Below are 13,120 nucleotides of genomic sequence, written 5' to 3' on the forward strand. Positions count from 1 at the left end.
TATACATCGGATGTGTCGCCGCCGCGACCGACGTCGGGAAGGACTGGACATGCGGTTGTCCACCGTGCGGCGACACGTGGCGGGAGCACTCGTCGCCACGCTCGCAGTGAGCGCGATAACTCCTACAGCAGAAGCACAAAACTCTCCCTGGCCGAAAGCTGTCGTGACGCTGTCGGACGGTGTCCCGAGCCTGTCGGTGACCCGTGGCGGCACCACCGTGCTGGAACCGAGTCCGCTGGGCGTGGTGACGGAAAGAGCGGATCTTTCGTCCGGGCTCCGGTTGACCGGACGGACCGAACGGCGGGTGGTCGAGCACTACACGGCGTCGTCCGGCAAGCAACGGCAGCGTTCGGTGGTCCACCGGGAGGAGCGCTACTCGTTCGCCGGAGCGGCCCGTGTGGATCTTGTCGTGCGGACCGCGGAGGACGGTGTCGCGTACCGCTACGAGGTCCCGGCCGGACTGGGCGGCGTGCTGCGCGAGACGTCGGCGTTCCGCGTTCCGTCCACTGCGACCGGGTGGATCGCGAAGTACCGGCGTGACTACGAAAACCCGTTCGTGCAGACGAACGCGGCGGCCGCCGAGACGGCCGAGTACCTCCATCCCGCACTGTTCGAGACGAACGGTGTGTACGCGCTGCTGACCGAGTCCTCTGTGGATGGACGCCACTCGGGCGCTCGCCTCGCGCACACCGCGGGCTCCGGCCTCTACTCGATCAGGTACTGGGACGAGCGGGTGGCGGTGGACGGCGCCTGGCAGTCGCCGTGGCGCACCGTCGTCGTGGGCTCGCTGGCGGACGTGTCGGCGTCGACCCTGGTGGACGACCTGGCGCCGCGCTCGAAGGTGCGCGACACGTCGTGGATCAAGCCGGGCAAGGTGTTCTGGAGCTGGCTCGCGGGCGGCCGTGAAGCAGGTCAGAGCCTCGCGATGCAGAAGCAGTACGTGGACTACGCCGCAGCACACGGCTGGCCGTACGCACTGGTCGACGCGGGGTGGTACTTCGACCCGAACTGGGACTACGACCCGACGTGGGAGCAGACGTCGTGGATCCCGTCGCTGATCGCGTACGCCTCCGCCCGTGGCGTGAAGATCCATCTCTGGGTCCACTACGACGAGCTGGACACCCCGGCCGAGAGCGCCGCACGGCTCGCGCTGTTCGAACGCTGGGGCGTGGTGGGCGTGAAGATCGACTTCATGGACTCCGACGGCCAGGACCGCTACCGCTGGTACGACCGCGTCCTCGCCGAGACCGCCGCCCACCACCTGCTGGTCAACTTCCACGGCTCGACCATCCCGCACGGCGTCCACCGCACCTGGCCGCACGTGATGACGATGGAGGCGGTCCACGGCGGCGAGAAGTCCTCGGGCCTGACCGGCCCCCACCTGACCGCGCTGCCGTTCACCCGCGGCGTGGTGGGCGGCATGGACTACACGCCGCTGGCCTGGCACCGCCCGTCCCGCACCACCTCGGACGCCCACGAACTGGCCCTGACCGTGCTCTACGAGTCGGGCCTGGCCAACCTGGCGGGACGCCCGGAGGACCACGCGGCCCGCCCCGCGGCCGAACGCTTCGTTGACCAGGTGCCGACGACCTGGGACGAGACCCGCCTCCTGTCCGGCCGCCCGGCCGACCACGCGGTGTTCGCCCGCCGCTCGGGCGACCGCTGGTTCCTCGGCGGCGGCTACTCCGGCCAGGCCCGCACCGTCTCCGTACCCCTCTCCCTGCCCGCGGGCCGCTGGCTGGTGGAGATCACCCGGGACGGCCCAGCGGGCCTGGTCTCCGAGTCCCGCACCATGCGAGCGGGCGAGGCCCTGACGCTGGACGTGGCCACCAACGGCGGCTTCGCGGCCATCGCCTGCCGAGCAGGCTCCCGAACCTGCGCACGCCCGACCCCCACCGTCCCGAGAACCTCGGTCTCGGCCTCGGCGAACGGCTTCGCGATAACCGGCCTCTTCACCACCACCACGGACGTGCGCGACGTGACGCTGACACCCCGCGTACCCACCGGCTGGTCGATCCAGGGATCCCCTGCCACGGCCAAGGTCCTGCGCCCCGGCCAAGCGCTGTCCGGCAACTGGACCGTCATACCTCCCGCAACCGAGGGCTACTTCGACATCCCGGTGGTCGCGTCCTTCGACAACGGCACGGAGTCGGAGAGAACAGCCCGCGTGCACGTGGTGCGCCCCCTGCCGGCCGGCTGGTCCTACCTCTCGGACCGCCCCTGGTCCTCAGCGACAGGCGGCGACGGCCCGGTGGAAAGAGACCTCTCCAACGGCGGCCCATCGGCCAACGACGGCCGAGGAATAGCACTACGCCGCTCCACCTACGGCAAAGGCCTGGGCACCCACGCCGATTCCGAGATCACCTACGACCTGCCCACCCCCTGCACCACCTTCTCCGCCTCCGTGGGCGTGGACGACGAAGCAGGCCTGGACGTGGCCCGCCAACGAGCAGGCGGCACCGTCTCGTTCCAACTCCTGGGCGACAACAACGTCCTGACCACCACACCGGTGCTGAACGTGCGCTCCCCAGCCACCACCATGACCGCAGACCTGACCAACGTGAGGACTCTCACCCTGCGCGTCTTGGACGGCAACGACGGCACCCAGAACGACCACGCTTCTTGGGCAGACGCAAGGATCCTCTGCTCCTGAGCACGCGACCCTGAGAGGAGGGTGGGGTTTCCCCCACCCTTCTTTTGTGGTTTACCCCAATGTCGACCCCCACCAGCGTCCGTAACTTGGACTCATGAACTTGGTCGACTGGGTCACCGACCTGATGCACACGGCCGGCGCCCCCGGAGCGGCCTTGGCCATCGCGCTGGAAAACCTCTTCCCGCCCCTACCAAGCGAAGTCTTCCTCCCCCTGGCCGGCTTCACCGCCGCCCAAGGCAAGATGTCCCTGCTGGACGCCATCCTCTGGACCACCTTCGGCTCAGTGGCAGGCGCCATCCTCCTGTACTGGATAGGCGCCCTCCTGGGCCGCGGCCGAGTACGAGCAATAGCAGCAAAAATGCCCTTGGTCAGGGTGTCCGATGTGGACAAGACAGAGGCCTGGTTCCTCCGCAACGGCTACCGAGCAGTCTTCTTCGGCCGCATGATCCCAGTCTTCCGCAGCCTGATCTCCATCCCAGCAGGCGTGGAACGCATGCGCTTGGCCCCGTTCCTCGCCTACACAGCAGCAGGCAGCCTCATCTGGAACACAGCCCTGATCCTGGCGGGCTACCTACTGGGCGACAACTGGCACCTGGTCGAGCAGTACGTGGGCATCGGCTCAAAGGTGGTCCTAGCCCTGGCCGCAGTAGCCGTAACCATCTTCGTAGCCACCCGCCTGACCAAAAACCGCACCAAATCCAAGACCTAACCCCAACCCCAAGCCCACCAAACAGCCAACGCAAGGCACCACGCACACAGGCCAGGCGCGCGCTCTCAACCGCAGTCGTCAACGCAGGCCAACCACGCCCGCAAGCCAGGCGCGCGGTGCCAACCGGACAGCCGTCAACGCGAAGCCAGGCCACCTACGAGGCCCGGTACGCGATGCCGCAGGCGAGCCCGTCCTACCTGGTCGGGGACACGGAGGCGGTGCACAACTGCTCTGGCGATTGGGGCCTTACCTTGAGGAGGCGGGATGCCACCCTCGCGGGATCGGCTGGGCGCTTTTCAGCCCGGCTTTCCGGACGACAGGGCGTCCCGCCAGAGGCTCAAGGTCAAGCCCCAATCGCAACCCCATACGTCGACACGACCCGCGCGACCAACTCTCGCAACCGCAGCCGAACCAACAAACGCGACCAACCCAGCTGGAACGCGACATACCAACAGAACCGGCACCGGCCCAAAAGCCGCCCGAAGCTCTAGCCGCGAGACACGACGCGCAAGGCGCTAAGCCACCTTGACCTGACCCAAATACCCGACCAACTCCCGAACAGCCGCCCGCCCAGCCCGATTAGCCCCAACAGTGCTGGCCGAAGGCCCATACCCGACCAAATGGATCCGAGGATCCGAAACCACCCGAGTGCCGTCCACCTGAATCCCACCCCCAGCCCCACGCAACCGCAACGGCGCCAAATGATCCAGATCATGCCGAAACCCGGTAGCCCACAAAATCACGTCAGCATCGAACCGCTCACCGGTGTCCCACTCCACCCCACCAGGAGTGATCCGGGAGAACATCGGCTTCCGATCCAGCACCCCAGCCGCGATCCCAGCCCGAGTCTCCTCGTTCAACGCCAGCCCGGTAACACTCACCACGCTGCGAGGAATGAGCCCAGCCCGAACCCGTTCCTCGACCATCCCGACAACCCACCGCCCGTAGTCCTCGGTGAACGGCCCCTCCCGCCAAACAGGCTCATGCCGGGTAACCCACCGAGTCTCAGCAGCAAAGGGAGCCAACTCCAGCAAGAGCTGGGTAGCCGAAGCACCCCCACCGACAACAACCACCCGCTTACCGACGAACTCCTCAGGCCCCTGGTAATCAGCGGTGTGCAGCTGCCGACCGGCAAACGTCTCCTGCCCTGGGTAGTGAGGCCAGAACGGCCGCCGCCAAGTCCCAGTCGCATTGATCAACCCACGCGCAGCCCACACCCCGGCAGAAGTCTCGACCCGAAGCAAGCGGCCCTCGCCCTCAACCAAGCCGCCCTCAGTCAAGCCACCCCCACCCAAAGGCCCCTCGTTCGCCACGGACGTGACGTTCACCGGCCGAACCACCGGCAGCTCGAACAACCGCTCGTACCGCCCGAAGTAAGAGGGGATCGCCGAGTTGGCCCGCTCCTCGGGCGACGGCTGCTCGAACGGCATCCCGGGCAACTCGTGGATCCCGTGCACGGTCCGCATGCGCAGGCTCGGCCACCGGTGCAACCAAGCCCCGCCGGCAGACTCGTTGGCGTCGAGCACCACGTGATCGACACCGCGCCGCCGCAGGAAGTAGGAGGCGGACAACCCCGCCTGTCCCGCACCGATCACCACCACATCCGTCACGTCCACGTCCACACCAACGTCAACGGAAGGAGGGACGAACTCCTTCTCCCCCTGTGAGCGACAAAACATCAGGCAAAAGGTGAGAGCCACCGCTAACTTCCGGGGGCGTGCACCTACTTCTGACGATGGCGTTGCTCGCGACTCCCGCGACCACGCTCGCGGCCCCCGTGACCACCACTACGGCGTCCTACGCGGTCTACGACCGGATCACGCACAAGCTGACCGGACGAGACGTGCACAAGCAGATCAGATCCGCCTCGCTCGTGAAGATCCTCATCGCGATCGAGCAGTTGGAGACGCGCGGGGACGACCCGCGCATCGAACCCATGTTGCGCGTCAGCGACGACAACGCGGCCAGTGAGCTGTGGGTCGAGAACGGCTGGGAGCAGCTCGTCGTGCGGGTGGCCGACCGTCTGAAGCTCGAGGACACGCGGCCGCCGGAGAACCGGGGCATGTGGGGTTACACGGCCGTGAGCGCGTCCGACATGGTCAAGGTCTACCGGTACCTGCTGGAGGACGCGAAGCCGAAGGTGCGCTTCACGATCATGGGGCACCTGCAGCGGGCCGAGAAGTGCGCGTCGGACGGGTTCGACCAGTCGTTCGGGCTGCCGTCGGCCACCTGGCATCCCGCGTTCAAGCAGGGCTGGTCGGGGTTCGGTGACCCGACGAAGCCGTGCGTGGACCGGCCCAGGGCGCGCGTCCAGTGGGAGCTCGACACCAAGTCGCCTGCCCTGCACACGTCCGGGACGTGCCTGTTCAGCGTCGTCGTGGTGCTGACTCTGCACCCCCAGGGCACGACGTACGAGAAGGCCGCGAAACGAGTTACCCGGCTCACGGAAGAAGTCACGAAGTATCGGTGTTGATCGATGTATGAGCCGTCTGAGTGAGATCCCGCTGTCCGTTCTCGACCTCGCGCCCATCACGTCGGGGTCGAGCGCCACGACCGCGTTGCGGCACGCGCGGGAACTCGCTCAGCACGCGGAACGCCTCGGCTACCAGCGCATCTGGTACGCGGAGCACCACAACATGCCGGGCATCGCGTCGTCCGCGCCGGCCGTCCTCATCGGGCACGTCGCGGACGCCACCGAGACGATCCGGGTCGGTTCGGGCGGCGTGATGCTGCCCAACCACCCGCCGCTCGTGGTCGCCGAGCAGTTCGGCTTGCTGGAGGCGTTGCACCCCGGTCGCATCGACCTCGGCATCGGCCGCGCGCCCGGCACCGACCAGAAGACCGCGCGCGCGTTGCGGCGCACCGAGGCCGGGCTGTCCGCGGAGAACTTCCCGCAGGAGCTCACCGAGCTGATCCAGTACTTCGAGGGCACCGCCGAGCTCAACGCCGTGCCCGCCGCCGGCAACAAGCCGCCGATCTGGCTGCTGGGCTCGTCGGGTTACAGCGCCCAGGCTGCCGGGCTGCTCGGCCTGCCGTTCGCGTTCGCTCACCACTTCAGCGCCCAGAACACGCTGCCCGCGCTGGCGTTGTACCGGCGGCACTTCCGGCCGTCCGAGGTGCTCGACAAGCCGTACGCGATGGTGTGCGCGTCCGTGGTCGTCGCCGACACCGACGAGCAGGCCCGCTACATCGCGGGCCCGGGAGCGCTCTCATTCGTGAAGCTGCGCCAGGGCCGCCCCGAGCCGCTCGCCACGCCGCAGGAGGCCGCGGACTACCCGTACACCGAGATCGACCGGCTCGTGGTCGAGGACCGGATGGCCAACCAGATCATCGGATCCCCCTCAACGGTCCGCTCCGGGCTGGACGAGTTGCTGGAGTCGACGGCGGCCGACGAGCTCATGGTGACGGCCATCGTTCACGGGCACGATGACCGTCTGCGTTCGTTCGAACTCCTCAGCGAGATCGCCGAACGGACGCCTTCGCTGGGCCGTTCAGCCGCACATACGTGAGTCGGTCAGGCGTGACCTTCACGTTTCGTACGACTGACGCTGCTCTGAACGGGTGATAAACGGCTCCGCTTGTAGCGCGGGGCACACAGTGGGCGATGATCGGTGTGAGCGCGCACGCCCCCCGACGCGCTCCCTAGCTTCACCCGGTGGTCTCGACCACCAGGACGGCGTGGGGCCGGCGCACTTGTGGCGCCGCCCACGCCGCCCATCACACTTCGGCCACGGCCCGGCACCAGGTCCGCTTCAGAGGCCACTTTCGTTCGCACTACTCCCTTCGGCACCGTCACAGTTGACGTGAGTCGCTCACACCCACCGCCGGGGTGGGAAAGGGGAGTTCGTGAAGTTCGCCAAAACGGCCGCGGGCCTGTGCCTGTTGCTGGCCGTGGCGGGATGTGCGGGCCCCAGTGTCGCCGTCACCCCCGATGAGAACCTGACAGTCGAGCAGCGCGCCGAGACGCCCAACGCGTCCGCCGCAGCAGCCTTCGGCACGCAACGCGTGTGGACCTCAGGCCTCTCCGTCGTGGTGTCCGCCCCGCGTTCCCTCTCACCGTCCGAGACGGCGATCCCACCGGCCAAGCGCACCGCGGTCTTCACGATCACCGTCTACAACGGCTCCAAGACCCCCTACCGGCCGTCCCAGCTCGCCGTGAAGGCGACAGCGGACGACCAGCAGGCCGCCGAGCTCCTCGACTCCGTGCAGGGCCTCAACGGCCTCGCCTCGGCCATCGCCGAGCTCCCACCGGGCCGCGACACGCAACTCCAGCTGGCGTTCGCCGTGCCGGAGACACCGGTGAAGATGACGCTGACGATCCAGCCGGGTGGCCACGACCAGAACGCGCCGACCGTCTTCGAGGGCCAGGCGTAGGTCACCGGAATAGTCTCTGGGGCATGACCAGTCGTCTCGAACCTGGAGACACCGCGCCCGCGTTCACGCTGCCCGACAGCGAGGGCAAGCCGGTGTCCCTGTCCGACTACCTAGGCAAGTCCGTGGTCGTGTACTTCTACCCGGCCGCAAGCACGCCGGGCTGCACCAAGCAGGCCTGCGACTTCCGCGACAACCTCGCCGTCCTGGCCGACTCGGGCTACGAGGTGGTCGGCATCTCCCCCGACAAGCAGGCGAAGCTGGCGAAGTTCCGCGACGAGGAAGGCCTCACCTTCCCGCTGCTGGGCGACCCGGACAAGACCGTCCTCACCGAGTGGGGCGCGTTCGGCGAGAAGCAGAACTACGGCCGCACCGTCCAAGGCGTAATCCGCTCCACCTTCCTCGTGGGCCCGGACGGCAAGATCGTCAAGGCGATGTACAACGTCCGCGCCACCGGCCACGTGGCCAAGCTCCTGCGCGAACTCCCGGCCTGATTCTCACCACAAACGTGATGCCGCCGTCGTTTTGGTTGCGACGGCGGCATCTTCCTGAGGTATGGTCGGTTCGAGGGTGTGCAACAAAGCCACCCCTGTTCCGGTGAGGGTGATACACCGTGTGTCGCTTGACGGCACCCAACGGCCCCGACATCCCGTCTGATTTCGTCTTGCGAGTCCACTTCCCCACGCGAGGCGGCTGACCAGGCCTAACGGGCCCAACGTCAACCGTTCTCTTCAACACGCACGCCTAGCGCTGCGTGCATTTCGTGCTGGGAAAATTCAATGCTCAAGTGGATCCTGCTGGCCCTCGCCGTAGGCGCGGAAGTCTTCGCGACCCTCTGCCTCAAATACTCGGACGGCTTCACCAAACCCTGGCCGGTAGCCGGCCTCGCAACCGGCTTCCTAACCGCCCTCTACCTCGAATCGCTAGTGATCAGAATGGGCGTCCCGGTGGCCATCACCTACGCCATCTGGGCAGGCGCAGGCATAGCCCTGGTAGCCATCACGAGCCGAGTCCTCTTCGCCGACCCCCTGAACCTCGCCATGCTCACCGGCATGGCCCTGATCGCCGCAGGCGTCTGCGTCGTGTCGGTCGCCTCCCACGCCCAGGCAGCCGTCTAATCTCGTTTGGGTGGGCTTAGAACTCGCTGCCGCCAGACTCGGCCAAACCATCGCGACCCGCGCAGCCACAGCCTGGCTGGCGACCCGCACCAAGGAAAAGGCACGAACCTCTTCCCTGGCCGACCTGGCGGCAGCAGAGCTGTCCAAGCCCGTCCAACGAGCCAAGCTGGACACCCTGGTCCAAAGCATCAGCAACACCATCGCCGAACAACTGGAACCAGTCCTCCAACGCTGCCCAGAAGACGAGATAGAACCCTCGCTAGCCGCCGTAGAAGTCGCTCTGCAGCACATCGACCTCTCAGACGAGGCCCTGCTGGCCGACGACGCCAACCCCGAGGTCCTGGCCCAACGAATCCGGCGCGAACTCCCCCGCCAGGACCTGGGCCGCTTCTACGACATCGCCTTGGACCAGTCCTGCCGCTACCTGGTCCAGGTGATCCGACACCTGCCGTCGTTCCAACCACGCGCCCTGGCCGAAGTCCTTTCCCGCGCCACCGCCCAAGTCGCACTACTCGAAGACGTCCTCTCTCGTCTCCCCCGCACCTCGCTCTACGCCCCGGCAGGCACGGACGTCGACGACGAGTTCCGCGACGAGTATCTCCGCTTCATCGGCGCCAACCTGGACCGCCTCGAACTCCTCGGCCTGTCCACGAAGGATCACCCACCACTCCCGCTGAGCGTCGCCTACATCAGCCTCACGGTGACGGGTGGGGAGAAGCGCCGCGACACCTGGTTCCACGATCCCGACCACCGAGCACATTCAGGTGTGCGCGTCGAGTCGGCATTGGTCAACCGCACCTTCGTGCGTGGCGGTGCCGGTTCCGGCAAGACGACCTTGCTGGATTGGCTCGCTGTCGCTGCCGCTCGGAGCGGCTTCACCGGCAATCTCCAGAACTGGAACGGACTGGTGCCGTTCCCGATCCGACTACGCGCCTTCGCGGACGTGCCACTTCCCAAGAAACCGGAGGAGTTCGTCACCGGCTGGCTCGCCGGGATCATGCCAGCCGGATGGGTGCACCGAGTTCTCCGTGCGGGCAAGGGCCTTCTGCTCGTTGACGGCGTAGACGAGGTACCACCACACAAGCGGCCGAAGGTCCGCGAGTGGCTGCGCGAACTCGTGCAAACATTTCCCTCGACCCAAGTCGTAGTCACGGCCCGCCCTGCCGCTACGGACGAAAAGTGGTTGGCGGATCTGGACTTCTCCTCGGTCGAGCTGGAACAGATGAACCCCAGCGATGTGAAGATGTTTCTCCACCGCTGGCACGAGGCAGCCCGAGCACCCGAAGAGGCGCAACGACGTCTCGTGACCCAACTCGAAAGCCGGGAACACCTCCAGGGCCTGGCCTCATCCCCATTGTTGTGCGCGATGTTGTGCGCACTGAACCTTGGCAGGATCTCGGAACTGCCGCAGAACCGTATGGAGCTGTATGCGGCCGCACTCACGATGTTGCTGGACCTGCGCGACGCCGAACGTGGAATCGCCCGAATCCTGACCGCCTCGGACAAGACCGTGCTGCTGCGGGATCTGGCCTGGCGGTTGACGTTGGGCGGGCTGTCCCAGCTCCCGACCACGAAGATGCACGAACACGTGACGCGCAAGATCCGGTCGATGCCCAACGTCGACTATGCAACCGAAGAGGTCGTCGCGCACCTGCTCGAGCGCAGCGGTGTCATCCGGGAGCCCGTCCCCGGCCGGGTCGACTTCGTGCACCGGACTTTCCAGGAGTACCTCGCCGGTGAAGAGGCGATGCAGGACGGTCAGATCGACACCCTGATATCGCACGCGCATCTGGACTCCTGGACCCAGACGGTCGTGCTCGCCTGCGGCCATGGCCAACGCACTCAGGTGACCGAGTTGCTGAACGGAGTGCTAGCCCGATCCGACCACGAACCGCGCAAGGCGCGCCGGCTTCGACTGCTCGCCGCCGCATGCCTGGAGACCATCAGCGACGTGGACGGCGACGTGTGCGACCGGATCGACGCGATCGTCCGCGACCGGATCGTCCCTCCGCGCAGCATGAAGGAGGTCAAGTCGCTGAGCGCGATCGGCCACCGTGTGCTCCGCTACCTGCCTACCTCGCTCGACGAACTCTCCGAAGCCGTAGCAGCCGCAACGGTGCGTAGTGCCGCACTGGTTGGTTCACCAGAAGCGATGGCCAAACTAGCCGGATATGCGCAAGATCCGCGCGAGGCCGTGCAGGAAGCGCTGATCAGTACATGGCTCAGCTTCGATCTCCAGCGGTACGCGGAAGAAGTCCTGGTAGACGCACCACTGTGTGACGGCCTCGGTAAGATCGAGTCGGTCCGGCTGTTCCCTCACCTGCCCCGGCTTGGCCGACTTACCAGCGTGGACATCTGGCTCCCCACAGAAGAAGCACTGCCACACCTCGACTTCATCGAGTACCTGCCTCCGATACGCGGCATCTTCACGTGGGTAGAAGGCAAGATCGATCTCAGCTGTTTCGCAGGCACGAAACCGCAGTCGGTGATTCTCGTCGACGCTCAGCGCTTCACCAACATCCGACGCTTGCCAGATGTCACCTCACTTGGGCTGCACCAGCAACGCAGATGGCGCAACCTCGACTTCCTGCGAGGTCGATCTCTTGAATACCTGCACATCAACGAACTCGCTCCCGGCTGCGACGTGAGTGCGCTCGCCGAGTTGACCGAACTACGCGCCATGTACTGCCAAGGCTGGAGCGACCCTGAGACCATCTCGATGCTTCCACCTGTAAAAACACTCTCGCTCACAGGTATCGAGCCGATTGACGTCCGTCCGCTCCGCGATCGATCACTGAATCTTCTTCTTCGTCGATGGTGCAACTACGTCGGGGTCGATGAACTCGGCCCCGACGTCAAGGTGCGCTGGGTCGGCTAGACCAGCTTGCGCAGGTGCGGGACGAGGAGCTTGAGGGCGCGGCCTCGGTGAGACTCCGCGTCCTTCTCCTCGGCCGTCATCTCGGCTGAGGTGACCTCGTACCCAGAAGGCACGAAGATCGGGTCGTAGCCGAACCCGTTGGTGCCGCGACGAGCCCGCAGCAACGTGCCGCGCCACTCTCCGCGCACGATGACCTCTTCGCCACCAGGCACGACCATGGCGACCACGGACACGAAGGCGGCACCGCGCCGCTCGTCCGGCACGTCGCCCATCTGCCCCAGCAGCAGGTCGAGGTTGGCGTCGTCATCACCATGCCGACCAGACCACCGGGCAGACAACACCCCAGGCATGCCGTTCAGCTCGTCAACGGCCAACCCCGAGTCGTCCGCCACCGACACCAGACCGGTGGCAGCAGCGGCGTCGCGGGCCTTCGCCAGGGCGTTGCCCTCGAAGTCCGGCGCGGTCTCGGGGGCCTCAGGGAACTCCGGCACGTCCGAAAGGGACAGCACCTCGATCCCAGCCAGATCCTCGGCCACCACGATGCGCTGCAGTTCGCGAAGCTTCTTCGCGTTGCGCGAAGCCAACAACAGCTTCATCGCTTGCCACCGGACTTCGGCTCCGGCAGGACGCCGGGGTAAGGCGCCGACAGGGCCTCCGCCTGGATGCGGTTCAGCTCCGCGCAGCCCTGCAGGGCGATGTCGAGCATGCGGTCCAAAGTGGAGCGGGCGAAGGTCGCGCCCTCGCCGGTGCCCTGGACCTCGATCAACGTGCCCGCGTCGGTGGCGACGACGTTCATGTCGACCTCGGCGCGCGAGTCCTCCTCGTACGGCAGGTCCAGTCGAACCCGGCCGTCCACGACACCGACCGACACGGCGGACACCGCGCACGACAGCGGTGAGGGGTCGGCCAACCTACCCGCAGCACCCAAATACGTCACGGCGTCGGCCAACGCCACATAAGCGCCGGTGATGGCTGCCGTGCGGGTACCGCCGTCGGCCTGGATCACGTCGCAGTCGATGACGATGGTGTTCTCACCGAGCGCCCTGAGGTCGATGCAAGCCCTCAAAGAACGGCCGATCAGGCGCGAGATCTCGTGCGTTCGGCCGCCGATTCGGCCCTTCACGGACTCGCGGTCGCTGCGGCTGTGCGTCGCGGACGGGAGCATCGCGTACTCGGCGGTCACCCAGCCGAGGCCGGAGCCCTGTCGCCATCGGGGCACGCCTTCGGTGACACTCGCGGCGCACAGCACGCGGGTGTTCCCGAACTCGATCAGGACCGAGCCCGCGGGCCAGGTCTGATATCCACGCGTGATCCGGATGTCACGCAACACGTCGTCGTATCGGCCGTCGCTTCGCACCACGGGCCCTACCCTAATGAACCCTGCGGAGCGC

At 66.7% G+C, this 13,120-nt stretch carries 11 protein-coding genes; 8 read left to right on the plus strand and 3 right to left on the minus strand.

Annotation, left to right across the window (positions count from 1 at the left end; genetic code table 11):
- The first annotated feature begins 49 nt into the window (after window positions 1–49).
- Both ACFWNN_RS32260 and ACFWNN_RS32265 read left to right on the plus strand, forming a co-directional pair.
- Window positions 50–2,653 carry a glycoside hydrolase family 97 catalytic domain-containing protein gene (locus ACFWNN_RS32260; protein ID WP_382443713.1) on the plus strand — a complete coding sequence of 868 codons (2,604 nt, stop codon included), beginning with the start codon at window positions 50–52 and terminating at the stop codon, window positions 2,651–2,653.
- A gap of 94 nt (window positions 2,654–2,747) precedes the next feature.
- A complete protein-coding gene (locus tag ACFWNN_RS32265; protein ID WP_382443714.1) occupies window positions 2,748–3,362 on the plus strand; it encodes a DedA family protein in 615 nt (204 codons plus the stop codon).
- Window positions 3,363–3,877: 515 nt separating this feature from the next.
- Here ACFWNN_RS32265 and ACFWNN_RS32270 read toward each other — a convergent pair.
- Window positions 3,878–4,984 carry an NAD(P)-binding domain-containing protein gene (locus ACFWNN_RS32270; RefSeq protein WP_382443820.1) on the minus strand — a complete coding sequence of 369 codons (1,107 nt, stop codon included), beginning with the start codon at window positions 4,982–4,984 and terminating at the stop codon, window positions 3,878–3,880.
- 95 nt (window positions 4,985–5,079) lie between these two features.
- Here ACFWNN_RS32270 and ACFWNN_RS32275 point away from each other — a divergent pair, with 95 nt between their 5' ends.
- The 6 genes from ACFWNN_RS32275 to ACFWNN_RS32300 all read left to right on the plus strand — a co-directional run bounded on the left by ACFWNN_RS32275 (window position 5,080) and on the right by ACFWNN_RS32300 (window position 11,729).
- Window positions 5,080–5,835 carry a hypothetical protein gene (locus ACFWNN_RS32275; RefSeq protein ID WP_382443715.1) on the plus strand — a complete coding sequence of 252 codons (756 nt, stop codon included), beginning with the start codon at window positions 5,080–5,082 and terminating at the stop codon, window positions 5,833–5,835.
- A 7-nt stretch (window positions 5,836–5,842) separates the two neighbouring features.
- Window positions 5,843–6,871 (plus strand): LLM class flavin-dependent oxidoreductase, encoded by a 1,029-nt coding sequence (locus tag ACFWNN_RS32280; protein WP_382443716.1) that lies wholly within the window; start codon window positions 5,843–5,845, stop codon window positions 6,869–6,871.
- Between the two features lie 337 nt (window positions 6,872–7,208).
- On the plus strand, window positions 7,209–7,736 hold the full coding sequence (locus ACFWNN_RS32285) for a hypothetical protein (protein ID WP_382443717.1): 528 nt from the start codon (window positions 7,209–7,211) through the stop codon (window positions 7,734–7,736).
- Window positions 7,737–7,759: 23 nt separating this feature from the next.
- Window positions 7,760–8,227, plus strand: a complete 468-nt coding sequence (bcp, locus tag ACFWNN_RS32290; RefSeq protein WP_382443718.1) for a thioredoxin-dependent thiol peroxidase — start codon at window positions 7,760–7,762, stop codon at window positions 8,225–8,227.
- A 285-nt stretch (window positions 8,228–8,512) separates the two neighbouring features.
- Entirely contained in the window at window positions 8,513–8,851 is a 339-nt protein-coding gene (locus ACFWNN_RS32295; protein ID WP_382443719.1) for a DMT family transporter, read from the plus strand.
- 10 nt (window positions 8,852–8,861) lie between these two features.
- A complete protein-coding gene (locus ACFWNN_RS32300) occupies window positions 8,862–11,729 on the plus strand; it encodes an NACHT domain-containing protein (RefSeq protein WP_382443720.1) in 2,868 nt (955 codons plus the stop codon).
- Here ACFWNN_RS32300 and rdgB read toward each other — a convergent pair.
- The gene (gene rdgB / locus ACFWNN_RS32305) at window positions 11,726–12,325 is read right to left on the minus strand and encodes an RdgB/HAM1 family non-canonical purine NTP pyrophosphatase (protein ID WP_382443721.1); all 600 of its coding nucleotides are present in this window, start codon (window positions 12,323–12,325) and stop codon (window positions 11,726–11,728) included. The genes ACFWNN_RS32300 and rdgB overlap by 4 nt on opposite strands.
- Window positions 12,322–13,089 (minus strand): ribonuclease PH, encoded by a 768-nt coding sequence (gene rph / locus ACFWNN_RS32310; RefSeq protein WP_382443722.1) that lies wholly within the window; start codon window positions 13,087–13,089, stop codon window positions 12,322–12,324. Before rph ends, rdgB begins: the two co-directional genes overlap by 4 nt.
- Between the last annotated feature and the right edge of the window lie 31 nt (window positions 13,090–13,120).

The sequence above is a fragment of the Lentzea sp. NPDC058450 genome (assembly GCF_042721395.1).
Lineage (GTDB): Bacteria > Actinomycetota > Actinomycetes > Mycobacteriales > Pseudonocardiaceae > Lentzea.